The sequence below is a fragment of the Nocardia sp. NPDC087230 genome (assembly GCF_044744725.1).
Taxonomy (GTDB): domain Bacteria; phylum Actinomycetota; class Actinomycetes; order Mycobacteriales; family Mycobacteriaceae; genus Nocardia; species Nocardia canadensis.
Genome location: NZ_JBIUYV010000001.1, coordinates 990,603 through 1,017,584, shown reverse-complemented (window position 1 = coordinate 1,017,584; position 26,982 = coordinate 990,603). Strand labels below are relative to the sequence as shown.

Below are 26,982 nucleotides of genomic sequence, written 5' to 3'. Positions count from 1 at the left end.
CGGCGCGTGGCGGATGGCTACAGCGGCGCCCACAGGTACCAGTTGAGCTGGGTCGATTCGAACGAGCCGCCGGGCGCGGCGACCTCGACGATGACCGGCTGGCCGACGCCGTCGACGGCACGGCGCACCGCGAGGGTGAACGGCTCACCGGCGCGGGGACGCCAGGCCGTGACGGTGGCGTTGGCGCCGACGGCGGCGCCCCGGGTGGTCGTGGGGTCCGCCGTGGCGTGCCGGTCGAGATAGGCGTCCGCGTCGGCGGACGTGGCGTACTGGGTGTACCAGGAGGTGACGCCCTGGGAGTCGGTGCAGGTGATCTGCCGGATCGGCACCGGATCACCGGTGTGCACGACCAGCGCGCCCGTGGCGAAACACGTCGAGTCCGACCAGCCGGTGGCGGTCGGGTCCTTCGGCAGGATCTGGGAGAAGTCGTAGAGCAGCGAGCGGTGCTCGCCCCACGACGCCACCGGCGGCGGCGCGATCCGGCCGGGTCGCACGAACTTCCAGTAGATCGCGCCGATCCCGACCACGCCGATACCGGCGACCATGGCCAGGACCAGCAGGGCGACCGCGAGCGCGCGCCAGCGCGACGACACCGCCTTGCGCGGCGCGGCGGATCGCGCGGCCGGATACGAGCCGTAGCCGGGCGGTCCCGCGCTCCAGCCAGGGCCACCGGCGATCGGCAGCCGGGCTCCAGAGGGTGGCGCCGTCACCAGGGTCGCCGTCGAGCTCGACGTCGGCAATGCGCCGGCTCGCTGCGGCGCCGAGCCTCCCGGGCCGGGGGCGCGCACCCCCTGCGATGCCGGCGCATGCGCCGCCGGCGCAAGGGCCGACAGCACTGGATGATTCGGCGCGGACGTGGCCGACGGCTGTGCCGACGCGCCGGTCACACCACCCAGCGCATCCACCGCCGCCTGCGCGAACTCCGCACAGCTGCCGAACCTTTCGGCCGGGTCCTTGGCGAGCGCCCGGGCGATCACGGCATCGATCCCGGGCGGCAGGGTCGGCACCGTCGCGGACGCGCGCGGCACCGGCTTGCTCAGGTGCGCGGCCACCACCGCGCCGGGATTGTCGGCGGGGAACGGACTTTCGCCGGTCAGCAGGGTGAACAGAGTGCAGCCCAGGGAGTACTGGTCGGAACGGTGGTCCACCGGCGCGCCGGAGAGCTGCTCCGGGGAGGCATAGGCGAGGGTGGCCAGGAAGGCCCCGGTGCGGGTCAGCTGGCGAGCGTCACCGCGCAGGCGGGCGATGCCGAAGTCGGTGAGCAGCACACGGTCGCCGGTGCGGGCGGCGGCCAGCAAGATGTTGGCGGGCTTCACATCCCGGTGCAGGACCCCGCGCTCGTGGGCGTAGTCCAGCGCCTCGGCGGTCTGGGCGACGATGTCGATCGCGCGCGCGGGTTCCACCGGCGAATTCCGGAACACCGACGCGTCGGTGCCGTCGACGTACTGCATGGAGATCCACATCAGCCCGTCCTCGACGCCGCGGTCGAGCACCGACACGATGCCGGGATGGTCCAGGTGCGCCGACACATCGGCCTCGCGTTCGAACCGCCCGCGCACCTCCGGGTCCGACGACAGTTCGCGATTCAGTAGTTTCAGCGCCACCTGACGCGGCAGCCGCGGATGCGCCGCCAGGTAGACGGTTCCCATCCCACCCCGGCCGAGCAGCCGTTCGATCCGATACCCGGCGAAGACCGTACCCGCGCCGAATTCCACCCCGTGCATCCGTGACGAGCCTTTCGATCCCAAACCGCTCCGACTGCCGGACCCTAGCCGATCCGGCAGCCGGAACGCGAGATCAGCGCAGATCGTCGGCGATGATCCGCTCGATATTGCGCTCGGCCAGCGCGGTGATGGTGACGAACGGATTCACGCTGGTATTGCCGGGAATCAGCGCGCCGTCGATGACGTAGAGGCCCGGATAGCCGTGCAGGCGACCGTAATTGTCGGTGGCCTCGTTGAGCACGCAACCGCCCAGCGGGTGATAGGTGAAGTCGTCACCCCAGGTCTTGTAGACGCCGAACAGATCGGTCCGGTAGATCGTGCCCTCCTTCTTGTTGATCTTGTCGAAGATCCGCTTGGCCGCGTCGATCGAGGACTGGTTCCAGGCGGTCTGCCAGTTCAGATCCACCTTGCCGGTGCCGGAGTTGAAGGTGAATTTGCCCCGGTTCGGGTTCTTCGTGATCGCCAGGTACAGGCTGACATAGGTCTCGATGCCGGACGGGAACGGCGCGACCTCGGCGAAGGCCGGACCGCCCGCGTCGGCCCAGTTGTCGATGCCGAGGCAGGGCATGGCCGACTGCAGACTGCCGGTGGCGTCCCACATGTGGTTGGCCCGGCCGACCATGACATTGCCGTTGTTGCCCCACTTCTGCCCCACCGCGTCGGACAGATTGCGCAGCTGCCCTTTGGCTTTCAGCGCGACCAGCAGCTTGCTGGTACCGACGCTGCCCGCCGCGAAGAACACGCGGTCCGCGACGACCTTCTTGGTCGAGGTGGTCCGGCCCTGGGTGTCGATCACGGCCATCTCCACCTCGTAGCCGCTACCGCTGGGCGTCACCGAGGTGACCATGTGCTGGGCGGCGATGGTCACCTTGCCGGTGCCGGTGGCCGCCGCCAGGTAGGTCTTGTCCAGCGAGCGCTTGCCCGCGTTGTTGCCGTAGATCACCTCACCCGCCAGCGCGGAGCGGCGCACCGTGTTCGCCTGTTCCTTCTTCATGTACTCGAAGTCGTAGACGTTGGGCACGAAAGTCCAGCCGAAACCGGATCTTTCGGCATGTTTGCGGCCGACCCGCGCGAACTGGTAGCACTCGGCCGACTCGAACCAGTTCTGGTCGATGGTGTTGACTCCGAGCGCGCTGTTGGCGCGTGGGTAGTAGGTGGCGTACATCTCGTCGGCATTCACCGAGGGCAGGATGGCGCCGAAGTTCTCCCGCTTGGGCGTCACCGCCATGCCGCCGTTGACCAGCGAGCCGCCGCCGACGCCGCGGCCCTGGTAGACCCGGATGCCACCGAAGCCCTCGGAGTCGAGCACGCCGGTGTAGCGGTCGATGTCCTTGTTGTAGGACCCGCCCATGAAGTACCCCACCGGCTGATCGGTGGTCTCGCGCAGCCAGTAGGACCGGCCGTCGGGCTTCAGGACCGGACAGAAGATGTCGCCGTCGGGCCCGGGTTTCGTCCAGGACATGCCCATCTCGGCGACGAGGACGTCGACGCCTGCCTGGGCCAGGCGCAGCGCGGCGACCGAGCCGCCGTAGCCGCTGCCGATCACCAGGGCGGGCACCTTGTCGCCGTCGGCCGCGGGCGCTGCTGCGGCGACCGCGCGACTCGCCAGCACGGCCGCCCCTAGCGTGAAACCTGTTGCAGCTAGGAACCCGCGGCGTGAAATACCCCCGGTGTATTGGTACTGACCTGGCTTTTCATACAAGAATTCACGCACCGAGCGGCTCCTCATCGAGACTGCAATGAGAACCTGTTATACCGAGACTTTCAGTGAAACAACCGCGTTTCGAACAAACGAAACCCCGGGCACGTGGGTGCCCGGGGTTTGCGGAAGCGGTGGGTCAGGCCAGCCGTTCGGCCGCGGCGGCCACCCGTTCGTCGGTCGCGGTGAGTGCGATGCGCACATGTTCCGGCGAGCGCGGGCCGTAGAAATCACCGGGCGCGGCGAGGATTCCACGCTCGGCGAGCCAGTCCAGGGTGCGCCGGCACGACTCCCCGCGGGTGACCCACAGGTACAGCCCGGCGTCGGAGAAGTCGATGCGGAAACCGGCCTCCTGCAATGCCTTTCGCAGGATCTCGCGACGGGCGCGGTAGCGCTCGCGCTGGCGCGCCTCGTGCTCGTCGTCGCTCAGCGCGGCGGTCATCGCCGCCTGGATGGGGAACGGCAGCATCATGCCCGAGTGCTTGCGCACCTCGAGCAGTTCGGCGACCAGCTCCGGATCGCCCGCGACGAAGCCGGCGCGGTAGCTGGCGAGATTCGAGGTCTTCGACAGCGAGTGGATCGCCAGCAGACCGGTGTGGTCGCCGTCGCACACGCGCGGGTCGAGAATCGAGACCGCCTCGCCCTCCCAGGTCAGACCCAGGTAGCACTCGTCGGAGGCGACGATCGCGCCGCGCTCGCGGGCGAACGCGACCACCTTGCGCAGATGCTCGATCCCGAGCACCTTGCCGGTCGGGTTCGACGGCGAGTTCACGAAGATCAGCGCGGGCTTCTGCGGGCCGATCTGGGTGAGCCCGTCCGCGCGCCACGGCTTCGCCCCCGCCAGCAGCACGCCGACCTCGTAGGTCGGGTACGCGATCTCGGGAATCACGACCAGATCCTCCGAGCCCAGCCCGAGCAGACGCGGCAGACCGGCGATGAGCTCCTTGGTGCCGATCACCGGCAGCACGGCGGCCGGATCGACGCCGGTGATCCCGAACCGGCGCGCCAGCGCCGCCACGGCGGCGGCGCGCAGCTCAGGGGTGCCGTGCGTGGTCGGGTATCCGGGTACCTCGGCCACCGACCCCAGCGCCGCCTGGATCAGCGGATCGACCGGGTCGACCGGCGTGCCGACCGAGAGGTCGACGAGCCCGCCGGGATGCGTGGCCGCCTTCTCCTTGACCGCGGCGATCGTGTCCCAGGGAAAATCGGGCAGCAGGCTGCTGACCCTCATTCTTCTGCCATGGGGGGCAGCGCCTTGATGAAGGCCGGGTCGAAGTCGACCTTGCCCACCTTGGTGGCGCCGCCGGGGGAACCGAGCTCGTCGAAGAAGTCGACGTTGGCGTTGATGTAGCCGCTCCACTGGTCCGGGGTGTCGTCCTCGTAGAAGATCGCCTCCACCGGGCAGACCGGCTCACACGCACCACAGTCAACGCACTCGTCGGGTTGGATGTAGAGCATGCGGCCACCCTCGTAGATGCAATCCACGGGGCATTCCTCGATGCACGCCTTGTCCTTCACGTCAACGCACGGTTCAGCGATGATGTACGGCACTGCCGTTCTCCTAGTCTGTCCTCACCTGCGGTGGTACTCCGCCACCGAAACCCTATCCCGAGACCGCACCTCAGTCCCAGGTCAGCCTGCCCTAACTCACACTCTCGATCAGCCGATCACTCTTTCCCTCCGGCGTATCGGGCCCTGGATTCGGAATCAGCCGATCGACAGCGGCAGCGCCACCGGCTTGGGTGGCACCTGTCCGTAGACGGTGGTGCGTTCGCGCACCGGCCGGTCGATGCCCGCGGCGATCTCGGTGAGTTCGGCCACAGTCTTGGCCGAGCCGTGCTGGGAGCCGGCCATCCGGGAGATGGTCTCCTCCATCAGGGTGCCGCCGAGGTCGTTGGCGCCGCCGGTGAGCATCACCTGGGTGCCGACGGTGCCGAGCTTGACCCAGCTGGTCTGGATGTTGTCGATACGGCCGTGCAGCATGATCCGGGCCAGGGCGTGCACCGCGCGGTTGTCGCGGTTGGTCGGGCCCGGCCTGGCCGCGCCCGCCAGGTAGAGCGGGGCGCTCTGGTGCACGAACGGCAGCGGGACGAACTCGGTGAAGCCGCCGGTCTCGTCCTGGATGCCGCGCAGCACCCGCAGGTGCCCCACCCAGTGCTTCGGGTTGTCGACGTGGCCGTACATCATCGTCGAGCTGGACCGGATGCCCAGCTGGTGCGCGGTGGTGATCACCTCGATCCAGGCCGAGGTGGGCAGCTTGCCCTTGGTGAGGACCCAGCGCACCTCGTCGTCGAGGATCTCGGCCGCGGTGCCCGGAATCGAGTCGAGCCCGGCCTCTTTCAGCGCCGCGAGCCAGTCGCGGATGCTCTGGCCGCCGCGGGAGGCGCCGTTGACGATCTCCATCGGGCTGAACGCGTGCACGTGCATCGACGGGACGCGGGCCTTGATCGCGCGGACCAGATCGGCGTACCCGGTGACCGGCAGCTCGGGATCGATGCCGCCCTGCATGCAGATCTCGGTGGCCCCGTCGACGTGCGCTTCCCAGGCGCGGTCGGCGACCTCGTCGGTGCTCAGCGTGAACGCGTCGGCATCGCCCTTGCGCTGGGCGAACGCGCAGAACCGGCAGCCGGTGTAGCAGATGTTGGTGAAGTTGATGTTCCGGTTCACCACATAGGTGACGTCGTCGCCGTTGACCGTGCGGCGCAGCGAATCGGCCAGTGCGGCAATGGCGTCCATGTTCACGCCGTCGGCGGTGGCCAGCGCGAGATACTGGTCGTCGGTCAGGCCGGCCGGATCCCGCTCGGCGGCGCGCAGGGCGGCCAGGACGTCGGAATCGAGCCGCTCGGGCGCGGTGACGGCCAGGTCGCGGGCGTGTTCGCGGATGGTCTCCCAGTCGCCGAAGGCGCCGACGACTTCCTGACCGAGGCCGGAATCGCTGCGGCTCTCGGTGTTTCGGCCCTCGGTGTCGATGGCGGTGTTCAGGTCGACGCGCCCGACCGAGTCCCACGATTCGTCCGGCTCCTGCCACGGCAGGCCGACCGGCAGCGCGTCGGGCCTGGCGAGCCCCGTCGCCGGGTCGGTGAGCGCGGCGACGTGCGCGCCGATGCGCGGATCGATCCACGGGTGCCCGGCACGCACGTATTTCGGGTGCGCGGAGGTGCGCTCCACCAGCGTGAAGCCGGCCGCCTCGGTGATCTCGCGCAGGGTGTCCAGGTTCGGCCACGGGCGTTCGGGATTCACGTGGTCGACCGTCACCGGCGACACCCCGCCCCAGTCGTCGATGCCCGCGTCGATCAGGGCGCGGCAATCGCTGTGCGAGACCAGGTTCGGCGGCGCCTGTACCGGAACATCCGGTCCCAGCAGCAGTCTCGTGACCGCGACGGTGGCCAGGAACTCGGCGACATCGGCGTCGGGGACATCGCGCATGGCGGTGTCGTCCTTGGCCCGGAAGTTCTGCACGATCACTTCCTGGATGTGCCCGAACTCGCGGTGCTGCTTGCGAATCGCCATGATCGACTCGGCGCGCTCGGTGAGCGTCTCGCCGATGCCGACCAGGATGCCGGTGGTGTAGGGCACCGAGAGCCTGCCCGCGTCGGTGATCGAGCGCAGCCGCACGGCCGGGTCCTTGTCGGGGCTGCCGTAGTGGCACTGGCCCTTCTCGGTGAACAGCCGCGTCGAGGTGGTCTCGAGCATCATCCCCATCGACTGCGCGACCGGCTTGAGCCGGGCGATCTCGGCCCAGCTCATCACGCCGGGGTTCAGATGCGGCAGCAGGCCGGTCTCCTCGAGCACCAGGATGGAGACGGCGCGCAGGTAGTCCAGGGTGGAGTCGTAGCCGCGCTCGTCGAGCCACTGCGCGGCCTCGGGCCAGCGGTCCTCGGGCCGGTCGCCCAGGGTGAACAGGGCTTCCTTGCAGCCGAGCGCGGCGCCCTCGCGGGCGATCGCGAGCACCTCGTCCGGTTCCAGGAACATGCCGTGGCCGTCGGCGCGCAGCTTGCCCGGCACCGTCACGAACGTGCAGTAGTGGCACTTGTCCCGGCACAACTTGGTGAGCGGGATGAAGACGTTGCGCGAATAGCTGATCGTGCGCGGCCTGCCCGCCGACTCCAGGCCGGCGTCGCGGACCCTGGCCGCGCTGGCGCACAGATCGGCGAGATCGTCGCCGGTCGCGTGCAGCAGGACGGTGGCCTCGTCGACATTGAGGGTGACACCGTCGCGTGCCCGGCGCAGCGCCCGGCGCATGGCGGCGGGACTCGGCGGCGGCAGGGGAACGCTCGGGTTCGGAAGCTCGGTCACCCCGTCGATCATGCGCTACTTCTTTCCCGAACGTGCGGTCGGCTGGTCACGGGCCCGGATGGGCACGAGTTTGTCGTCCTCGTCGCACGACAACCCTCCGCACGACCCCGCGTATTCCCGAGGGGGTGAACTCACCGGCCGCGCATGCAACCATGGCCTCATGTCGCTGCCGCGTTCCACCATTCTGGCCGAACCGGCCTGGCGTCCGAGTGCCAAGGCCAAGCTGCTGTGGGCGCTGGAGAACGCGATCGCGGTCGCGGTGCTGTGCGTGGTGCTCGTCGGGTGGGCGCTGCTCGACGCCGACCGGCGCGGGTGGCAGCTGGTCGCGGCCGTGCTCGTCGTCGCCTGCGCGGTGCTCGGGGTGGTCGTGGTGCCACTGTGGCGCTACGCGGTACATCGCTGGGAGGTCACCGACGAGGCCGTGTACACCCGGGTCGGGTGGCTGGACCAGGAGTCGCGGGTCGCGCCGATCTCGCGGGTGCAGACCGTCGACACCGAGCGCGGGCCGCTGGAGCGGATACTCGGGCTGGCCACCGTCACCGTGACCACGGCGTCCTCGGCGGGCGCGGTGAAGATCAGCGCGCTGGATCTCCCGGTCGCCGAACAGACCGTGGCCCGGCTGGCCGCCATCGCCGCCCAGCATCGCGGGGACGCCACGTGAGCACCCCGCCCGCGCCGCAGGCCGAGTGGCAGCGGCTCGACCCGCGCATGCTCATGGTCTATCCGATCAACGAGATCATGAAATACATTCCGGTGCTGCTCGGTTCGATCATCGTCGGCACCACCAGCGGCAATCCGCTCTGGAGCCTGATCCCGGTGACCCTGGTCGCGGGGTTCGGCGTCGCGCGCTGGTTCACCACCTCCTACCGCATCGACGCCGATCACGTGCAGCTGCGCAGCGGGATCGTGCAGCGCCGGACCCTGTCGGTGCCGCGCCCGCGCATCCGTTCGGTGGACGTGGAAGCGCCGCTGCTGCACCGCGCGCTCGGGCTGGCGGTGCTGGCGATCGGCACCGGCAAGCAGACCGACAAGGGCGAGGAGTTCAAGCTCGACGCGCTCGACACCAGCCGTATCCCCGCGCTGCGGGCCGAATTGCTCTCGCACACCGGGCAATTCCCCACCGACCAGCCGGAGTCACCGGGCGTCCCGCATGTCGCCCCGCACGACGCCGCCGCCGAATCGGGGGTCGAGATCGGGCACTGGCGGGCCGCGTGGGTGCGCTACGCGCCGCTGTCGCTGACCGGGCTGGCCGTCGTCGCGCCGATCGCGGGCCTCGGCGCGCAGTACGGGCTCATCGACATCCTGTCGGAATCACCCGCCGTGCAGCACCTCGACGACGACAGCCCGCCCATCGTCGCGATCGTCATCACCGGACTGACGCTGCTGTCGGTGGCTCTGGTGAGCCTGGCCGCCTGCGCCCAGTACCTCGCGACCTGGTTCGGGCTCAGGGTCATCGACAACGGCGCCACCCTGCACCTGCGCCACGGCCTGTTCACCACCCGCCAGATCACCCTGGACCTGGCCCGGTTCCGCGGCGCGACGCTCAACGATCCGCTGCTGCTGCGCGCCGCCAAGGCCGCGCAGCTGGAGATGATCATGACCGGGGAGAACCCACGACAGAAGATCCTGCCGCAGGCGCCGCGGACCGCGGTCGAACGCACCCTCGACGAACTGCTGCGCACCCGCCGCAAGCCCGACGGGCCGCTCGACGCCGACCCGGCACCACCGGATTCCGGTGCCGAGCCGTCCCGGCCCACGTCAGCCGCGTCGCCGTCGTCGACGAAACAGGCGGCACCGCAACCGATCACCGGCACCGCCCTGGGCACGATCGAGCTGATGCGGCACGGTCCGGCGGCGCGGCGGCGCCGCTACACCAAGGCGGCGTGGCCGGTCGGCGGGCTGGTCGTCGTGCTGCTCGCCGTCGCCCTGAGTTTCGGCCCGCTGCCGGGCTGGCTCTGGGGCCTGCCGGTGGTGTTCGCCGCGATCATGGCCGCGCTCGCCGAGGACCGCTACCGCAGCCTCGGCCATCGGGTGCTGCCCGGCAGCACCGGACCGACCTGGCTGATCACCCGGCGCGGCAGCCTCGACCGCAATCGCGACTGTCTGGAGGCACCGGGCATCATCGGCTGGACCATCCGCCGGACCTACTGGCAGCGGCGGGCCGGACTGGCGACCGTCGTCGCGGCGACCGCGGCGGGCAAGAAGGCCTACCTGGTGGACGACATCCCGTTCGACCAGGCCGTCGCCCTCATCGAGGCCGTCACGCCCGGGGTGCAGGGCAGCCGCTGACCGGCGCGGCGCTGCCGCCGACCCCGGGCGGCACCGAGTGTCGGCCCCCACGCACGCCCGCGCGCGGCGTAGCGTTTCCTCTGGAGCCGTAGGGCGGACGGAGGGTGGTTGGTGTGGAGTTCACCGAGATCATCGAGACCGCGGGTCAGGCGCTCGACGGCGCCGGCGTGGCGGCGATCGTCATCGGCGGGCTCGTCGGGACCGTCAAGTTCCTCCGCGCGCTGGCCGGGCACACGGAGTTCGACCTCGCCTACCGGGTCTACCGGCGCGGCCTCGGCCGAGCCATCCTGCTCGGGCTGGAATTCCTGGTCGCCGCCGACATCATCCGAACCGTCGCCATCGCACCCACGTTCACCAGTGTCGGGGTCTTGGCGCTGATCGTGCTGGTCCGGACGTTCCTGAGCTATTCGCTGGAGCTCGAGCTCACCGGCCGGTGGCCGTGGCAGCAACCGCAACCCGCGGACGCGCCGACTCCGCGCCCGGTGACCTAGACGGCCGCCGCCTCGAGCTCCGGCTTCGGCTCCCCCGCATCGGCTTTCGCATCCCGCATCAGGAGGACGGCGAGCACGGCGGCGGCGACCGAGGCCAGCGCACCGACGCCGAAGGTGACCTGCATGGCGGTGCAGAAGGCATCGCGGGCCAGCCCGATGACGGTGCCGTCTCCGGTGCCGAGCGCGCCCGCGATCGACTCCTTGGCCACGGCGGGCGCCGAATCCGGCATGGCGCCGGCGAAGGTGCCCGCCAGCACCGCGCCGAGCACCGCGACACCCAGCGCCGCACCGGCCTGCTGAATGGTGTCGTTGAGGGCCGAGCCGACGCCGGCGTGGTCCTCGGGTACCGCGCTCATCAGCGCGCCGATCGCGGCGGGCATCGCCAGGCCGCCGCCGGCGCCGAGCAAGGCCATCGCGACGGCGGGCAGGATGAAGCTCGCCCCGGCGTCGAGGGTGGCCAGTACCGCGAAGCCCGCGGCGACGACGAACAGACCGGCGATGGTGACGATCCGCGCGCCCAGCTTCCCGACCAGCACCGCGCCGATGCCGTTGGCCATCAGCAGGGTGACCGCCATCGGGGTGAAGGCCAGCGCGGTCCGCATCGGCGAGTAGTCGAGCACGAACTGCAGGTACTGGGTGAGTACCAGGACCAGACCGCCGTTGGCGAAGGTCACCAGGACCAGCGAGAAGCTGGAACCGGTGAAGGTGCGGTTGCCGAACAGCTGCAGCGGCACCATCGGTTCGTCGGTGCGCAGTTCGCGAATCACGAAGGCGCCCAGGGCCAGGACCGTGACGGCGAAGCCGACCAGCACGTCGCGATCGGTCCAGCCCGCGTGCGGCACCGAGATGATGGTCCACACCAGCGCGGTCATGCCGATGATCGAGGTCAGCATGCCGGGCAGGTCGGGCCTGCGCCACGGCCCCTTGGACTCGGGCATCAGCACCAGCGCGGCCACGATGGCGACCGCCGCGATCGGCACATTCATCACGAACACCGAACCCCACCAGAAATGATCGAGCAGCACGCCGCCGACGATCGGGCCGCCGACCATGCCGACCGTGGCCACCGCGCTCCACGCGCCGATCGCCTTGGGTCGTTCGTCGTCGTCGAAGACGGTGATCAGGATCGACAGCGTGCTGGGCATGATCAGCACACCACCGATGCCCATCAGCGCCCGGCCCGCGATCAGCAGTTCGGCGCTGCCCGCGTAGGCGGCCAGCAGTGACGCGCCGCCGAAGAGGACCAGGCCGATCACCATCACCAGCTTGCGGCCGAACCGATCCGACAGGCTGCCCGAGGTGAGCAGCAGGCCGGCGAACACCAGCAGGTAGGCGTCGATGATCCACTGGATCTGCTGTGCGCTCGCGTCGAGATCGGTGGCGATCTGCGGGATGGCGACGGTGAGGACCATGTTGTCCACCACCAGCACCAGCGAGCTCAGGCACAGCACGATCAGGATCAGCCACCGGCGGGGGTTGCGGACCACCGGGTCCGCCGAAGGTGTTGCGAGCGCGTCCATTCTGCTCTCCTCTCGACTATCGCCGCACACTGTGCGGTCATGTCGAACACTGTACGATCACTGAACGTCGTACGCAACAGGAACGCCGTTCGAAATCCGTACAGTGTTCACAGCGAGCTATGCTGTGCGCACACGCGACGTGGAGACCGACACATCACCAGCACAGGAGGCAGCGATGGCCGCGGGCAGCACGAACTCGACCGAGATCGCATCGGTGTGGACCAGGCCGACCCGCGAACGCCGAGATCAGCCCGCGCTGAGCCGAGATCAGATCGTCGCCGAAGCGATCGCGCTGCTCGACGAAGAAGGCTTCGACGCGCTGAGCATGCGCAAGCTGGGCGCCCGGCTCGGCGCGGGCGCGACCTCGCTCTACACCCATGTCGCGAACAAGGACGAGCTACTCGAACTGGTCGTCGACCAGGTCATCGGAGAGGTCCCGTTCCCGGAGCCGGACCCGGCGAACTGGCGGGCCACGGTGCACGAACAGGCCGACGGCCTGCGCGCGACCCTGCTGGCCCACCCGTGGGTCACCATCGTGTTCGGCAACGCGGCGCTGACCTACCTCGGCCCCAACATGATGCGGCTGACCGACTCGATGCTGTCGCTCGTGGAGGCGGGCGGCTTCCCCGACGACGTCGTCGACGTCACCACCAACACGGCCTTCCGATTCATCGTCGGCTCGTGCGCGAACGAGGCCGTGATGCTGACGACCATCGCCCGCAGCGGACTGCCGCCGCAGCAGTGGGTCGACCGGGTGATGGCGGCCAGCGCCGCCGCGTCGCAGCGGTACCCGCGCCTGCACCGGCGCTATGTCGCCCAGCGCGAGCAGGTCGTCGCCGAGGCGGCGGGCGGGAAGGTGAGTCAGTTCTCCGAGGCGATCGATCTGATCCTGGACGGCGCCGAGACCCGGCGCCACTGACGCCTCAGCTCCGGAACAGGCCCACGTTGGAGCGGTAGTAGAGGTAAGCGGCCGGCGCGAGCACCCCGCAGGCGAGCAGCAGCAGGGTGCGACCGTCGCTGCCGAGCAGCACGTCGCCGCCGGGACCCCGCGAGGCCGCCACCAGGAATCCGAAGACCCACACCACGATCGGCGCGAAGGCGAAACCGAGCCGGGAGGTCACCGATTCCATCCCGTAGACCAGCGCCACATTGATCGGGGCGGCCAGCAGCGCCGCCACCGGCAGCGCGACGGCACCGACGTAGAGCGGCAGGAACAGCACCTCGACGGCCAGCGTGATCAGCGCGTCGACGAGCAGCAGCACCACGATCAACCCCGAGATCACCGGGTCGAACCGGGCGGGCAGACGCACCGACCGCAGCACGGCGGTCGGCGTGCCTGCGGGCTGAGCGGAGTCGGTCACCATGGGGGCGAGTCTATTCGGCCGAACCGGTCGACCGGGCCGCCCGCACGCGTGGCCCGGCGATGCGCCAGCCGATCAGCAACGCGGGCACGATGAGCACCAGGCTCGCCACCGTCCAGGTGCCCACCGGCCGGTCGATCGCCATCAGGACCAGCACGGTGAACAGGAACGCCAACGTCAGCAGGCCGGTGTAGGGCGCGCCCATCATCCGGAACGCGGGGCGCTCGATCCGGCCCTGTCGCCACAGCCGCCACATCTGCAACTGACACAGCACGATGGTGCCCCAGGAGGCCAGGATGCCCAGCGAGGCCAGGTTCAGCACGATCTCGAACGCCTGATCGGGGACGACGCCGTTGAGCACCACGCCGAGCAGGGCGATGCCGAAGGTGAGCAGGATGCCGCCGTAGGGCACGCCGTGGCTGCTCATCACGGCCGTGAACCGGGGCGCGCTGCCGCGCACCGACATCGAGCGCAGGATTCGGCCGGTCGAGTACAGCCCGGCGTTGAGGCTGGAGAAGGCGGCGGTGAGCACCACGATGTTCATCAGCGAACCGATTCCCGGCACGCCGAGCGCGGCGAAGAAGGTGACGAACGGGCTCTCGCCCGCGTGATAGGCGGTGTAGGGCAACAGGAGTCCGAGCAGCAGCAGCGACCCCACGTAGAACACCGCGATCCGCAGGATCACCGAATTGATCGCCCGCGGCATCAGCTTCTCGGCGTCCTTGGTCTCTCCCGCCGCCGTGCCCACCAGCTCGACCGCCGCGTAGGCGAACACGACCCCCGAGGTGACGGTGACCAGCGGCAGGATGCCGGTCGGGAACAGCCCGCCGTACTCGGCGATCATCGGCGGCCCGGTCGGCTCGCCGCGGACGGTGAACCGGCCGAGCAGGAACACCGTGCCGACGACCAGGAACGCGCACAGCGCCGTCACCTTCACCAGCGCCGCCCAGAACTCCATCTCCCCGAAGGCCTTGACGCTCACCAGGTTCACGATGAGCACGATCACCAGCGCGATCAGCGCCAGCAGCCACTGCGGCACCACCGTCAGCGGCGACCAGTAGTGGAAGTACAACGCGATCGCGGTGGAGTCGGCGATGCCGGTCATCGACCAGTTCAGGAAGTACATCCAGCCGGCCACGAAAGCCGCCTTCTCCCCGAGGAATTCCCGGGCATAGGAGACGAAGGAGCCCGAGGTCGGCCGGTGCAGCACCAATTCGCCCAGCGCCCGCAGGATGAAGAACACGAACACACCGCAGACGGCGTAGACGATCCACAGCGACGGCCCCGCACTGGCCAGCCTGCCACCGGAACTCAGGAACAACCCGGTCCCGATCGCGCCGCCGATGGCGATCATCATCAGCTGCCGTTTGCCCAGGGACTTGTGGTAACCCGCGTCCTCGTCTTCGAGTTCCGGCCGATCACCCACTGCGGTCATGACGCCACCCCTTGTGCTGAGAACACCCGGATACGCGGACATCGGAAACCTACCGGTCGACCCACCCGGCAGGCACGGCAACCCCGTGGCTAGCGACTCAGTCGAGGCCGGCGAACAGGTCGTGCTCGAAGCCGTCGGCGCCCACCTGGCCGCGCGTACCGCGCACGAGCGTGAAGTGTTCCTCCGGCAGCACCGGCAACGCGATGTTGTTGGACAGGGCGAACTCCCGGCCACTGGGCGCGACGGTCACCTGGGTGGCGTGCGCGCGCATCGCGGCGCGCTTGGCCGAGACGGCGTCGGAGACGTCGACCACGGTGGTCACGCCCGTCGTCGACATGGCGGCCAGCTCGGCCTCCACCGGCAACCGCCAACCGGCGGGCAGCGCGCCGGGCAACTCGTCGACGGTGCGGCGGGCCAGCGCGGCGGTGTGCTGGCGCAGCAGGTCGCCGTCGGTGACGGTCCAGTAGAACTTGGGCACGTCCCAGCCCCGCTCGGCCGCCGCCGCGACGGCCGCGGTGGTGATCTCGTGGGCGCGGATGTGGTCGGGGTGGCCGTAGCCGCCGCGCGGATCGTAGGTCACCACGACCTTCGGCTTCAGCTCCAGCAGCACCTCGACGAGCGCCTCGACCGCGGCGTCGCCGGAGTTCACGAAGGCCCGTGGATGCGCGGCCGACGGCGTGCCCGCCATGCCGGAATCGCGCCAGCGGCCCGCGCCGCCGAGGAACCACGGCGCGCCCGCGTCCAGCGCGTCCAGCGCCGCGGTGAGTTCGGCGATGCGGTAGCCGCCGAGCTGGTCGGCCTCGGCGGCGATCAGGCCCGCCCAGCGCGCACCGATGACCTCGCCCTCCTCGCCGAGGGTGCAGGTCACCACCGTCACCGGACGGCCGCGCTTGCGATAGTGCGCGATCGTGCCACCGGTGGTGAGGGTTTCGTCGTCGGGGTGGGCGTGCACCAGCAGCAGGCCGCCGGTCTCGCGGGTCGAATGCGTCACGGGATCCTCCGCCATTGCGCCGTGTCTGCGAAGATGCCGACCTGGATCGCACCGGCCAGCGAGACGCCGTCCACCCGCGGGCCCGCCGCGGCGACGACGTTGTCCTGCACGATCGGCAGCACCGTCGACAGTTCCCACAGCTTGGGCTCTGCCTCGGCCAGCACGCGCGGCACCTCGACCCCGCGCAACGCCTCGTCGATCGAGGGTTGCAGGGTCGGGTCGCACACGCCGCCGATGTTGCTGGGCGCCTTGCGGTAGGCCTCGGCCGCCGCCAGCGCCTTGCTGTCGGCGCCGGGAAGCTCCGGCGGGGCGCAACCGTAGCGCGAGGCCAGCACCGTCGCGGGGTCGTCCCCGGCCAGCTCCCAGCCGACGATGGCGTCGATCGCGGATTCGGTGAGGTCCTTGCCGTACAGCTCGTCGGCGGGCACGCCGCGCACGGTGGCATCGATGCCCGCGCTGCGCAATTGGTCGGCGGCGGTATTGGCCACGGCCAGCGCGGCCGCGTCCTCGTTGACGGCGCCGATCCGCACCGACAGACCCTTGCCGTTGCGCGCCACCGAGCGCGGGCGCGGCGCGGGCGAGGTCGGCGAGCCGGTCTGCGGCGTCTCCGGCGCGCGGCCGAAACCGGCCTCGGCCAGCAGCGCGAACGCTTCCTCGGTGCTCAGCCGGGGCGGCGCGGTCGGGACGTAGCCGGGACTCGACGGCGGGAGCACCTGGGCGCGTGCGGGTTCCACCCAGCCGCCGGTCTGCGCGCCGACGGTGGCCAGCAGCGCGGGATCGAGCAGCGCGAGCACCGCCTTGCGCACGCGCACGTCGGTGAGGTCACCCGAGCGGCCGTTGAGCGCCAGTTGCAGCTCGCGGGCCTGCGGCATGATCGTGGTCCGCACCGACGGGATCGCGGCGAGCTGGGCCTGGGTCGCGACGCCGCCGTGCACCAGCGCCATCTGCGCGTCGCCGGTGCGCAGCGACTCGGCCAGCTGCGAAGGCGTACCGCCGCGGCGGAACAGGATCTGGTCCGGCGCGGCCGGGGTGCCCCAGAAGCGGTCGTTGCGCTCGAGCAGGATCTCGTCGCGTCCGCGGTCGACCGACTTGATCGTGAAATTGCCGCCCGAGACCGGAATCCGGTCGACCAGGCCGCTGGTGAACCCGCCCGGCGAGTCCTTCACCAGGTGCGAGGGCAGCAGGTTCGAGAACAGTTCGCGCCAGGCCGGATACGGCTGGGTCAACGTCACGGTCACCGTCTTGCCGCCCCCGGACGACGCCACGTCCGAGATCAGCCGGTAGCCGGCCGGGTCGACCACGCCGGGCTGGGTCGTCATCTGCTGCCACAGGAACCGGAAGTCCTCGGCCGCGATCGGGGCGCCGTCGGACCAGTTGGCCTGGTTGCGCAGCGTGTAGGTGATCGTGAACGGCTCCTGCGCGGTGACATCGGCCGACTCGATGAGCGAGGCGTCGGGCACCCAGTCGACCACGGCCGGATGCGCCTGCGCCGCCACCGGCCGGAACGGGCTCGGCAGCACCATCGAACTCACCGCGTTGGTGGCGGGCGACTGATCCGAGCGCAGATGCGGATTGAACCCGATGCCGATGTCGTCGATCGCGACCACGACCGTGTTCTTCCCCGGCTTGGCCTGGGTGGTCTTGGGCGAATCGGTGCTCTCGATCGGCGGCGGTGGATTCGCGGTGCAACCGGCGAGGACCGCCGTCGAGGCCGTCATCACCATCACCGCCACGCGCCACCTCGCGCGTCTGACCCCCGAACTCACTCTGGCACCCTACCTCGCCCATCTGTCCGGATCACGGCACCGGTCTCTGCGGAAACGACAGTGGGACGGTACCGAAGTACCGTCCCACTGTCAGAACCTGATCAGGAGTTGCTCACCGCGCGGTCGCGGGCCTTGCGGCGCGACAGGTCGCGCGCACGCTCGTTGGCGCCGAGCACCACCTTGCGCACACGGACGACCTCGGGGGTGACCTCCACGCACTCGTCGCCGGCGCAGAACTCCATCGCCAGCTCCAGGTCGAGCTGCAACGGCTTGGCCATGGTCTCGAACGTGTCCGCGGTCGCGCTGCGCATGTTGGTCAGCTTCTTCTCGCGGGTGACGTTGATGTCGAGATCCTCGGCACGCGGGTTGATGCCGACGACCATGCCCTCGTAGGTGTCCGAGCCCGGCTCGACGAAGAACTGACCACGGTCGGCCAGCTGGATCATCGCGAACGGGGTGACGGTGCCCGCGCGGTCCGACACCAGCGAACCGGTGTGGCGGGCGCGGATCTCACCGGCCCACGGCGCGTAGCCGTGGGAGACGGCGTTGGCGATGCCGGTGCCGCGGGTCTCGGTGAGGAACACGGTCCGGAAGCCGATGAGGCCACGCGACGGGACGATGAACTCCATGCGCACCCAGCCGGCGGCGTGGTTGCTCATCTGCACCATCTTGCCCTTGCGGGCGGCCAGCAGCTGGGTGATGGCGCCCAGGTACTCGTCGGGGCAGTCGATGGTCAGCTCTTCGAACGGCTCGTGCACCTTGCCGTCGACGGTCTTGGTGACCACCTGCGGCTTGCCGACGGTCAGCTCGAAGCCCTCGCGGCGCATCTGCTCGACCAGGATGGCCAGCGCCAGCTCACCACGGCCCTGCACCTCCCAGGCGTCGGGACGGCCGATATCGAGCACGCGCAGCGACACGTTGCCGATCAGTTCCTGGTCCAGGCGCGACTTCACCATGCGGGCGGTCAGCTTGTGGCCCTGCACCCGGCCGACCAGCGGCGAGGTGTTGGTGCCGATGACCACCGAGATGGCGGGCTCGTCGACGGAGATACGCGGCAGCGCGACCGGGTTCTCGGTGTCGGCGAGGGTGTCGCCGATCATGATGTCCGGGATACCGGCGATCGCGACGATGTCACCGGCGACGGCGACCTCGCCCGGCTGACGCTCGACACCGATGGTCTGCAGCAGCTCGGTGATCTTGACCTGCTTGGCGCCCTCGGCGTTGATCCAGGTGACGTTCTGACCCTTGCGCAGCTCACCGTTGTGCACGCGAACCAGGGCGAGACGGCCGAGGAAGGCCGAGGCGTCGAGGTTGGTGACGTGGGCCTGCAGCGGCGCCTCCGGGTTGCCCTTGGGCGCCGGGATGTTCTCCATGAGCACGTCGAACAGGGCGTCGAGGTTCTCGGCGTCGGGCGCCGAGCCGTTCTCGGGACGCTCCTTGGAGGCCTTGCCCTCGCGGCCGGAGGCGTACAGGACCGGCAGGTCCAGCGCCAGCTCGGCGGCTTCGGCGGCCTCGTCGTCGAGGTCGGAGGCCAGGTCGAGCAGCAGGTCGTGCGACTCCTCGACGACCTCCTCGATCCGGGCGTCGGGGCGGTCGGTCTTGTTGACGACCAGGATCACCGGCAGCTTGGCCGCGAGCGCCTTGCGCAGCACGAACCGGGTCTGCGGCAGCGGGCCCTCGGACGCGTCGACGAGCAGCACGACACCGTCGACCATGGACAGGCCGCGCTCGACCTCGCCGCCGAAGTCGGCGTGGCCGGGGGTGTCGATCACGTTGATGACGGTGACGGAGCCGTCGGGGTGATGGCGGTGGACCGCCGTGTTCTTGGCGAGAATGGTGATGCCCTTCTCGCGCTCCAGATCTCCGGAGTCCATGACCCGGTCGACCAGTTCGGCTCGCTCAGCGAACGCGCCCGACTGACGAAGCATGGCGTCGACCAGCGTCGTCTTGCCGTGGTCGACGTGGGCCACGATGGCGACGTTGCGAAAATCGCGTGTAGACGACACGCCTCAATCCTCCTGCTGTTGGTGTATTGGCGCGCATTCATCTGGCATCGCGGCCTGTTACACCCTACCGGTACCGGAGTGGCACGCACGTGTCAGGCATTGTACTTAGGGTACGCTAACCCTCATGGGCAAGGTGAAGGCGAAGAAGGTGTCGAGCCTGAAGCCGAAGAAAAAGTGCTGCAGAAAGAAGACGCGCTGCTTCAAATGCCCCGTCGTCATCATGCGCATGAAGAAGGCCGAGGCCGCCGGAGTGTGCGGTAAAGATCTCAAAAAGGCGCTCAAACACGCGCGTGCGGCCTGAGGCGGATGACCACGGGCGATGCGTGCCGCCCGAAGCAGGCGTAGAACTGCAGGTATGGGTACTCCGAAACCGGCGTTGCTCTCCGATCCCGAGATCACCATCGCCCTGGCCACCCTCCCGCAGTGGTCACGCGACGGCGACGCGATCACCCGCACGGTGCAGGCGGAGTCGTTTCCGGCCGGCATCGAACTGGTCCGCAAGGTCGCCACGGCGGCCGAGGCGGCCGATCATCATCCCGACATCGATATCCGATGGCGCACACTGCGATTCACCCTGAGTACACACTCGGCCGGCGGCCTCACCGCCAACGACACGACCATGGCGCACACCATCGACGACCTCGTCGGCGGCTGAATCCTCAGCTCGCGGCGGGCACTTCGGCCCGGCGACCCAGCCCACGCGCCTGCGCGCGCAGGGTGTCGCGGCCGTGCCAGATCAGCCAGCCGAGCAGCACGAACACCCCGATCACGTCGACCGCGCCGAGCCAGGCCAGCGGCCACGGCCGGGGGATCGTCCAGATGGTCGGCTGTGCGAACGACAGCACCCAGGGCACGCCGATCAGCATCGTCAGCACCCAGAATCCGGCGATGATCCGCGCGACGCGCTGCTCCCGCAGCGGGCCGTAGAGCAGCCACAGCACCGTCGGGATCAGCCAGACCCAGTGGTGCGACCAGGAGATCGGCGAGATCATCAGGCCGAACAGCTGCACCAGCACCAGGGTGCCGAGCCGGTCGTCGGGGCCCAGCGTGCGCCAGGCGAGGACCGCCAGCACCCCCGTGACCAGGACCGCGGCGAGCCACCACGGCCCGGACTGCACGTCGTAGCCGAGGATCCGGCTCAGCGCGCCGCGCAGCGACTGATTCCACACCGACCCCACCGGCCCGATCCGGTCCGCGTCCCCGAGCAGCGTGCCGAAGTACCGCTTCGCCTCGTGCGCGTTGATGAGAAAGCTCACAGCGACGGTCAGCCCGAAGGCAGCCGCCGACCACAGCACCGTCGCCCAGCGGCGGCGGGCCACGAAATACAGCCCGGTGATCGCGGGCGTCAGCTTGATGCCGGCGATCACGCCGACCAGCGTGCCCGAGATCCACCACCGCGCACTGCGCACCGCCAGCATCGCGCCGAACACCAGGAACACATTGACCTGGCCGTAGTCGATGGTCGTGCGCACCGGCTCCAGCCAGACGCCCAGCGCCGTCCAGCCGACCGCGGCCGTGATCCACCGCGTCCGCTTGGCCCGCTCCGCGCCGAGCAGCAGTTCGAAGCTGATCCGGATCACGCCGTAGAGCGCGGCGACGGTGGCCAGCATCCAGCCGACGGCGACCGCCGCGAACGGCAGATAGTGCAGCGGGAAGAAGACCAGCGCGGCGAACGGCGGATAGGTGAACGGCAGCGGGAAGTCCGGCGTCTTCTCCGCGTAGGTGAAGTCGTAGAGGCGATCGGTGAGCAGCGCGGCCGAGCCGTCCACATACACGTGCAGATCGACGACATTGAGGCCGTTCTTCGCGAACAGCATCCAGCCCAGCCTGGCGAGCACGGACAATCCGAGCAGCGCGAGAGCCCATCGGAGGTGTCGGTTCAATGCCAGGCTTTCGGTCGAGTGGGCGGCGTCGCGGTGCTTTCCTCACCTTAACCGGGCGACCACGGACAGCCGCGCGCACGGGTTCGCGCGAGGGCGCGCGACACCATCGGTAACATTTGCATCAACATCCCCAGCTGTAACACCAACGGGGGTTAGCGTCGATGAACACGGCCGCCGGTTCGCCGCCAGCGGCCGGGCGGCTGTACAACACGGCAGCGATGTCCTTAGAGTGACCCCGACATCGAAGGGCTCGATACCCCTCGCCCCATCGCAACACCGAGGTAAGGACGGCTGGACAAGTGCTTCGTAGCCGAGGATCGCGGATCGCAACGACCGCATTCGCCATTGCGGCAAGCGCCATGCTCGCCGCGCCGGCGTCGACCATCGCCGCTCCGGCACCTGCTCCGCAGGCCGCGCCGATCAGCGTTCCGATGGTGCCCGAGGGCGTCCCGGTCGACGCGCTGGCCGCCTTCGCCCCCGCCGTCGCGGGCCTGATCGCCGGCCCCGCCGACGTCGCCAGCCCGCAGACCGCGCTGCTCGATCAGGCGCGCGCCCTGCTGGCCACCCTGAACCTGCCGCCGGCCATCAAGTCCACGCTCGAGCGGATCATCACCTTCCTCGACGGCAGCGGCGGCGGTGGCCCGGAGATCCCGCAGGACGGCCCGGTCATCGCGCAGTTCCTGTACCCGACGATCGGCAAGGGCTGCATCGGCGACGGCGCCGACTCGGTCGGCACCGCGCTCGCGGTCGCGGGCCCGGCCCAGCTGCCCCCGCCCGGCGTCGCCGCCGGTCAGGCCGGTTTCGTGTTCACCGCGCTCGGCACCAAGGCGCCGACCGCCGAGCAGAACCCGCCGATGACGGTGCAGTGGCTCAACCTCGACACCCGCCAGTCCGCGATCCAGACGCTGACCGACGAGGCCAAGATCAACCCCGGCGGCCCGGCCACCCTCTCGGCCATCGCCAGCACCGGCCACGGTCGCGTCGTCGCCGTCGTCTCCGGCTCGCTGACCACGCAGGCCGAGGGCGCCGCCCCGCGCACCTGCACCTTCATGCCGACCCTGGGCTTCTTCACCGTCTAGGTCCGCGACGCACCGAGCCCGGTCCGTTCCCTCGGGAACCGGCCGGGCTCTGTCGTTGTCGGCGGGTTCCCGCGGGCATCGCGATGTGGTAGACCGAGAACCATGGCGACCACGCAAGGTTCATCCCGCGCCGCTCGGTCGATCCGCAGCAGGCGGTCCAGCCGTTCCATCCTGTCCTACCGATCCGAGGGTTCGATCCTGTCGATCGGCTCGGCCTATTCGATCCTGTCGATCGGCAGCGTCGGCTCGGTGCTCTCGATCGGCTCGGTCGGCTCGTTCGGGTCGGCGATCTCCTCGGGCTCGTTCGCGAGCCTGGGTTCGGCGCTGTCGGGTCTGTCGCGCTGGTCGTTGCTGTCGTGGCGCGGCGTGCTCGCCGAACCCGAAGGCCGGGCCGCGCTGCGGGTCATCCCCGACGACGAGCCGGATCTCCGGCTCGCGCCGACCTGCCACTGCCAGACCTAGCTCACCACTGGCCGTAGTCGGTGGCCAGCACCCGGTTCAGATCGACGCCGATGCCGTCGATATCGCGCTTGTCGATCTCGAACTGGTGCAGCTGGGCGGCCGGGTGCACATAGCCCTTCGGCGTGCCCCAATTGTGCTGCCAGAACCAGGAACCCAGCCCGGCGTCGAGCGCGCGGTCGATGGTGGGGGTGTTGGCGTAGATGCCGACGAGATCGGCGCCGAGCACCGACTGCCACCCTTCGATGTAGGGCGCGATCATCTCGTCGAACTCCTCCTCGGAGGGGTTGTCGTCGATCGAGGCGTAGATCGGCGCGGTGTCGGGACCACCGGCGGCGGTGTGCAATTCCCAGCCGCGCTCGGCGTGCTGCTTGCCCGCTTCCAGGCCGCCGCGCCAGTCGGCCGTCGGGCCCTTGCCGAACTGATAGTTCGACACGATCGACAACCCGGCCGCCCACAATTGCTCGACCTCGGCCGCCAGCAGCGGCTTGCCCGCCATCCACTCCGCGCCGGGCCTGCGGTCGGAGACGTAGCGGATCACGCCGATGTGCCCCGCGTCCCTGATCGCCTCGGCCGAGGGCACGCCCGCGGCGTAATCGACCAGGGTGCCGAAGGATTGGGCGGCCGCGGGTGCGGCGGAGGTGGCGGCCAGGCCGAGCCCGACCGTGGTCGCGGCGGCGGCGAAGCCGAAGAACTCCCGCCGGGTCACCGGAACAGAACGCATCGCAGAGCTCCTTCGCGCAACCCGACCTTCAACCGGCAGCGTGCCCGGCGCGCCTTCCCCGAATCCCGCGCGCCGGGAGCCTCGAACGTGCACTCATTTCACCACAACCACAGGGGAACCGCCAGAACCAAAGGTCACTTTCGTCCCAGCTGTCACACAGGTCAGGTGGCGCTGTCGATGGCCGCGCCCACGTCGATGGTGCGGCCCGACGGATCGGCCAGCTCGGTGCTGACCACGGCGACGACTTGTGCCATCACCTGCTTCTTGATCCCGGCCAGCCGGGCCAGGGTGGCCGCGCGCAGCCCCTTGGCGGTGAATTCCATCGAGATGTCCTCGAGCGCGGGCGGCGGCACGTCGATGACGATCTGCAGCGGCTCGGCGGCCCTGGCCGTGAGGACCAGCGGAATCTCCAGGTCGGCGCGGTAGTGATTGGCCTTGAGCACGTCGACGGTGATGTCGAGGCCGACGGGCAGCGTCATGTCGAACACCCGGGGATCGCCCGGGGCGCCCATCCCGCGGTCGATCACGCGCGCCTGCTCGATCGCGCCGCGCACGGTCACCGTGGCCGCGCCGCGCGGACCCTCCGAGAGCGGGCCGACCACGATCTCGCTGCCCGCCATCTGCGCGACCACATCGTGCACGCGTTCCCTGGTGACGATGTGGGTGAAGAAGCGCAGGCCGAACTCGCGGAAGTCGATCCACTCGAAGACGGTGTCGTTGCGATGCGGCGAGCGGTAGCCGTCGAGGATGGCCTCGATGTCGAAGACCCGCTCGGAGCGGACCTTCGGGTCGCCGACGATGGCGTTCACCCGGTTCGCGACCTCGCGCTGCACCAGGCCCGCGATCGGGTCGAGCAGCATCTCCCAGGCGGTGTCGATGGCCTCGGCGCGCAGCGTGAAGCTCACGTCCTTGGCGGTCACGGGGGCCACGTCGATCACCACCAGCAGCGGTTGCGCGGTGCGCGCGTGCAGCGTCAGCCCGATCTCGACGACGGCGGCCAGGCGTAGCTTGCGTCCGCCGAGCACCAGGTTCACCGCCAGCGTCAGCGGTATCCGGACGCCGAAGGCCAGCGCGTCACCGGGATTGCGGGTGACCACGGGTGTCCCGAGGGTGCCCTCGGCGACGAAGCCGGCGAGTCCGGCGGGGCCGAGGGAGAACGGGCCGATCGTCACGCCGCGGCCGGTCATGCCCGCCACCGCGGCGGCGATGCGCTCCTCGGTCACCGCGTAGGTGACGAAGCGCTCGCCGAAATCGGCGTACTCGATCCACTTCGGGTCTCGTCGAGCCTGCTCGGTCACCTTCGCGCGCACATCGGACACCGTACGTGACGCAGGGAAACCCCCGGTTGATGGCACAACACCCCCGTCCTGCCGATGAGGGGGAAGCAGGACGGAGGGGTCGGCCGGGGCGCTGCCGGGCGCCACCGCTTCCATCGTACGGGTACCCGCGTGGTACCGCCGTCCAGCTTCATGGCAGTTGTCTTGAGCGACAATCGATTTCAGAAACGTCCATAACCGACCAGATCAGCGGTTTCGGCCGGTCGGATGGTGCGCACCCGTACCCCGCCCAGCTCGTTGCCGCCGATCGTGGTGATCGTGTCGCCCTCGGCTTTCAGCACGATGTTGGTGTGCTGGCCGAGCGGGCTGGCCGGGCCGTAGAGCACCACGTCGCCCGTGCGGGGCCGGTAGCCGACGTCACCGGGGGTGAACCGACCGACCTGCTGGTAGTACTCGATCAGGGTGTAGACGCCGGGGATGCGCCAGGAGCCGGAATTCGGATTGGCCAGCGGTCTGCCCGCCGCGCGCATCGTCCAGCTGACGAAATCGGCGCACCAGGCCTCCTCGACGCCCTCGGCGTACTTCGTTCCGGCGCCGGGGCGGTCGTATTCGCGACGCAGCACGTCGACCAGGGCGATCTGCTGTTCGTCGAGGTGTTCGCTGTCGAGCGCGGGGAACTGCTCGCCCCAGTCGTGCTGCCACCACACCAATCCGACGACGACCACGGCCGTCACCGCGAGCAATCCCGAGATGCCGAGCGCCCAGCGCCCCCGGCGACCGGTACGTTCGGCTTGCACTAGCGTCATCGCCCCCCGCTTTCGATCTGTCTTCTGATCTCTAAGACGAACCGGAGACGGCCGCGGTTCCCGAAACGGGCCGCGAATATTGCGTGCTCCGGAGCGGGCCGGGTGGGAGACGATCACCGGGTGGACCCCTGCGCCACCCGGGTATCGGCTCGCTACCGCGCTCTCGGCGCGCATCCAGCGTGCGTGCCGTCCCCTCCGGCGACGTCCACGCGCGGGGCGCGGACGTGGTTTCGAACACGTACCGCTCCGGAACACACAGTCTTGACCAGCGCGTACTCCGGCCTGGATCACCGTGCCGCGATGGACTGACAGCCGGGCGCTGTCCCGTCCGGCTGTGAGAATTTTTGCGAACGCTTTACTGTCGGTCAAGCTAGACGACTGTCCCAGTTTGTCCCAGTACGGCCAGAAAGGCGGGATCGCCCAGGTGGAGGACGCCCACGTCTCGATCGCCCGATATCTCCGCGAACGTCGCGAATCGTCGGGCCTGACCAGGGCGGCATTGAGCCAGGCCGCGGGCATCTCCCCCGCCCTGATCCAGAAGATCGAACAGGGCACCCGCACGCCGACCCTGGAGGCCCTCGCGGCGCTGTTCGACGCGCTCGACGTCCCCGAGCTGTTCCGCAGCCACATCATCATGATGTCGCTGTCGCATCGCTTCGACAGCCCGCTGCCCGCCACCGCCCCGGCGGTCCCGGCGGCGGACCGGCTGCTGATCGACAGCCTGCCCTATCCGGCCAGCCTGCAGGAGTATCCGGCGTTCGACGTGCTGGCCGTGAACGAGGCGTGGCGCAAGCAGTTCCCCGGCCTGCTGCCGGGCATCACCGTGCTCGAGTGGATGCTGCTGCACCCGACGTCGCGCGCGGTGATCCACGACTGGGAGCGCCACATCCACCTGAGCGTCTACGCCTTCCGGCTGATGGGCCCCAGCTCGATGCCGCAGGCGCGAATCGACGAATTGATCGCGATCCTGTCCGCGGCGCCGGAATGGGAGTATTTCTGGACCACCGAGCCGCCGGGGCCGCACGCCCTCGACGACCCGGAAGTGACCGTGGTGCACGCCGAGACCGGCGAGCCGACCATCCTGGCCATGCACAATCTCGATTTCGCGCTGCCCCGGCGGAACTGGTCGATGATCACGTTCACGCCGAAGACGACCGACTAGCCGAAAGAGCACCC

The 26,982-nt window shown here is 69.7% G+C and carries 24 protein-coding genes; 9 read left to right on the top strand and 15 right to left on the bottom strand.

The genetic code is table 11. From position 1 onward, the window contains the following. Positions 1 to 17: 17 nt before the first annotated feature. The 5 genes from ACIO52_RS04850 to ACIO52_RS04830 all read right to left on the bottom strand — a co-directional run bounded on the left by ACIO52_RS04850 (position 18) and on the right by ACIO52_RS04830 (position 7,731). Positions 18 to 1,724 (bottom strand): protein kinase, encoded by a 1,707-nt coding sequence (locus tag ACIO52_RS04850; protein ID WP_402641753.1) that lies wholly within the window; start codon positions 1,722 to 1,724, stop codon positions 18 to 20. A gap of 73 nt (positions 1,725 to 1,797) precedes the next feature. Further along, positions 1,798 to 3,453: a GMC oxidoreductase gene (locus ACIO52_RS04845; RefSeq protein ID WP_255588183.1), complete on the bottom strand. Its 1,656-nt coding sequence runs from the start codon at positions 3,451 to 3,453 to the stop codon at positions 1,798 to 1,800. A 109-nt stretch (positions 3,454 to 3,562) separates the two neighbouring features. Beyond that, a complete protein-coding gene (dapC, locus tag ACIO52_RS04840; protein WP_316575959.1) occupies positions 3,563 to 4,654 on the bottom strand; it encodes a succinyldiaminopimelate transaminase in 1,092 nt (363 codons plus the stop codon). Continuing rightward, a complete protein-coding gene (fdxA, locus tag ACIO52_RS04835; RefSeq protein ID WP_189026332.1) occupies positions 4,651 to 4,974 on the bottom strand; it encodes a ferredoxin in 324 nt (107 codons plus the stop codon). The genes dapC and fdxA overlap by 4 nt, the downstream gene beginning before the upstream one ends. A gap of 156 nt (positions 4,975 to 5,130) precedes the next feature. Then, positions 5,131 to 7,731 (bottom strand): bifunctional FO biosynthesis protein CofGH, encoded by a 2,601-nt coding sequence (locus ACIO52_RS04830; protein ID WP_402641747.1) that lies wholly within the window; start codon positions 7,729 to 7,731, stop codon positions 5,131 to 5,133. A gap of 148 nt (positions 7,732 to 7,879) precedes the next feature. Between ACIO52_RS04830 and ACIO52_RS04825 the strand changes: the two genes are divergently transcribed. The 3 genes from ACIO52_RS04825 (at position 7,880) to ACIO52_RS04815 (ending at position 10,499) form a co-directional block, all read left to right on the top strand. Continuing rightward, the gene (locus ACIO52_RS04825) at positions 7,880 to 8,380 is read left to right on the top strand and encodes a PH domain-containing protein (protein WP_342800648.1); all 501 of its coding nucleotides are present in this window, start codon (positions 7,880 to 7,882) and stop codon (positions 8,378 to 8,380) included. Positions 8,381 to 8,427: 47 nt separating this feature from the next. Further along, a complete protein-coding gene (locus ACIO52_RS04820; RefSeq protein ID WP_402642164.1) occupies positions 8,428 to 10,008 on the top strand; it encodes a PH domain-containing protein in 1,581 nt (526 codons plus the stop codon). Between the two features lie 113 nt (positions 10,009 to 10,121). Further along, complete coding sequence (locus ACIO52_RS04815; RefSeq protein ID WP_316575961.1) at positions 10,122 to 10,499, top strand: DUF1622 domain-containing protein; 378 nt, start codon at positions 10,122 to 10,124, stop codon at positions 10,497 to 10,499. Here ACIO52_RS04815 and ACIO52_RS04810 read toward each other — a convergent pair. After that, positions 10,496 to 12,019: an MFS transporter gene (locus ACIO52_RS04810; RefSeq protein ID WP_402641742.1), complete on the bottom strand. Its 1,524-nt coding sequence runs from the start codon at positions 12,017 to 12,019 to the stop codon at positions 10,496 to 10,498. The genes ACIO52_RS04815 and ACIO52_RS04810 overlap by 4 nt on opposite strands. A gap of 175 nt (positions 12,020 to 12,194) precedes the next feature. Here ACIO52_RS04810 and ACIO52_RS04805 point away from each other — a divergent pair, with 175 nt between their 5' ends. Continuing rightward, a complete protein-coding gene (locus ACIO52_RS04805) occupies positions 12,195 to 12,938 on the top strand; it encodes a TetR/AcrR family transcriptional regulator (protein ID WP_342800650.1) in 744 nt (247 codons plus the stop codon). Positions 12,939 to 12,942: 4 nt separating this feature from the next. On the opposite strand, the gene ACIO52_RS04800 is transcribed toward ACIO52_RS04805, so the two are convergent. The 5 genes from ACIO52_RS04800 to typA form a co-directional block, all read right to left on the bottom strand. Further along, the gene (locus ACIO52_RS04800; protein ID WP_218719868.1) at positions 12,943 to 13,383 is read right to left on the bottom strand and encodes a hypothetical protein; all 441 of its coding nucleotides are present in this window, start codon (positions 13,381 to 13,383) and stop codon (positions 12,943 to 12,945) included. Between the two features lie 10 nt (positions 13,384 to 13,393). Continuing rightward, a complete protein-coding gene (locus ACIO52_RS04795; RefSeq protein WP_402641737.1) occupies positions 13,394 to 14,815 on the bottom strand; it encodes an amino acid permease in 1,422 nt (473 codons plus the stop codon). Positions 14,816 to 14,912: 97 nt separating this feature from the next. Then, positions 14,913 to 15,821 carry an N-acetyl-1-D-myo-inositol-2-amino-2-deoxy-alpha-D-glucopyranoside deacetylase gene (gene mshB / locus ACIO52_RS04790; protein ID WP_218719866.1) on the bottom strand — a complete coding sequence of 303 codons (909 nt, stop codon included), beginning with the start codon at positions 15,819 to 15,821 and terminating at the stop codon, positions 14,913 to 14,915. Next, entirely contained in the window at positions 15,803 to 17,524 is a 1,722-nt protein-coding gene (locus ACIO52_RS04785) for an ABC transporter family substrate-binding protein (protein ID WP_374104891.1), read from the bottom strand. Before ACIO52_RS04785 ends, mshB begins: the two co-directional genes overlap by 19 nt. A gap of 149 nt (positions 17,525 to 17,673) precedes the next feature. Next, a complete protein-coding gene (gene typA, locus ACIO52_RS04780) occupies positions 17,674 to 19,578 on the bottom strand; it encodes a translational GTPase TypA (protein ID WP_218719865.1) in 1,905 nt (634 codons plus the stop codon). A gap of 124 nt (positions 19,579 to 19,702) precedes the next feature. Between typA and ACIO52_RS04775 the strand changes: the two genes are divergently transcribed. Together ACIO52_RS04775 and ACIO52_RS04770 are read left to right on the top strand one after the other, a co-directional pair. Beyond that, positions 19,703 to 19,879: a hypothetical protein gene (locus ACIO52_RS04775; RefSeq protein ID WP_167456179.1), complete on the top strand. Its 177-nt coding sequence runs from the start codon at positions 19,703 to 19,705 to the stop codon at positions 19,877 to 19,879. A 54-nt stretch (positions 19,880 to 19,933) separates the two neighbouring features. Beyond that, positions 19,934 to 20,233, top strand: a complete 300-nt coding sequence (locus ACIO52_RS04770; RefSeq protein ID WP_316575964.1) for a 4a-hydroxytetrahydrobiopterin dehydratase — start codon at positions 19,934 to 19,936, stop codon at positions 20,231 to 20,233. Positions 20,234 to 20,237: 4 nt separating this feature from the next. Here ACIO52_RS04770 and ACIO52_RS04765 read toward each other — a convergent pair whose 3' ends face one another. Then, entirely contained in the window at positions 20,238 to 21,461 is a 1,224-nt protein-coding gene (locus ACIO52_RS04765; protein ID WP_402641731.1) for a mannosyltransferase, read from the bottom strand. Positions 21,462 to 21,820: 359 nt separating this feature from the next. Between ACIO52_RS04765 and ACIO52_RS04760 the strand changes: the two genes are divergently transcribed. Beyond that, positions 21,821 to 22,540, top strand: coding sequence for a hypothetical protein (locus tag ACIO52_RS04760; protein ID WP_255588181.1), 720 nt, complete (start codon positions 21,821 to 21,823; stop codon positions 22,538 to 22,540). A gap of 102 nt (positions 22,541 to 22,642) precedes the next feature. Then, positions 22,643 to 23,002, top strand: coding sequence for a hypothetical protein (locus ACIO52_RS04755; RefSeq protein ID WP_218719862.1), 360 nt, complete (start codon positions 22,643 to 22,645; stop codon positions 23,000 to 23,002). Between the two features lies 1 nt (position 23,003). Here ACIO52_RS04755 and ACIO52_RS04750 read toward each other — a convergent pair whose 3' ends face one another. The 3 genes from ACIO52_RS04750 to ACIO52_RS04740 all read right to left on the bottom strand — a co-directional run bounded on the left by ACIO52_RS04750 (position 23,004) and on the right by ACIO52_RS04740 (position 25,806). Further along, a complete protein-coding gene (locus ACIO52_RS04750; RefSeq protein ID WP_218719861.1) occupies positions 23,004 to 23,723 on the bottom strand; it encodes a DUF1906 domain-containing protein in 720 nt (239 codons plus the stop codon). A 161-nt stretch (positions 23,724 to 23,884) separates the two neighbouring features. Next, on the bottom strand, positions 23,885 to 25,033 hold the full coding sequence (locus tag ACIO52_RS04745) for a hypothetical protein (protein WP_255588180.1): 1,149 nt from the start codon (positions 25,031 to 25,033) through the stop codon (positions 23,885 to 23,887). A 188-nt stretch (positions 25,034 to 25,221) separates the two neighbouring features. Then, complete coding sequence (locus ACIO52_RS04740) at positions 25,222 to 25,806, bottom strand: CHAP domain-containing protein (protein ID WP_402641726.1); 585 nt, start codon at positions 25,804 to 25,806, stop codon at positions 25,222 to 25,224. Between the two features lie 388 nt (positions 25,807 to 26,194). Between ACIO52_RS04740 and ACIO52_RS04735 the strand changes: the two genes are divergently transcribed. Further along, positions 26,195 to 26,968: a helix-turn-helix domain-containing protein gene (locus tag ACIO52_RS04735; RefSeq protein ID WP_402641723.1), complete on the top strand. Its 774-nt coding sequence runs from the start codon at positions 26,195 to 26,197 to the stop codon at positions 26,966 to 26,968. Positions 26,969 to 26,982: the final 14 nt, after the last annotated feature.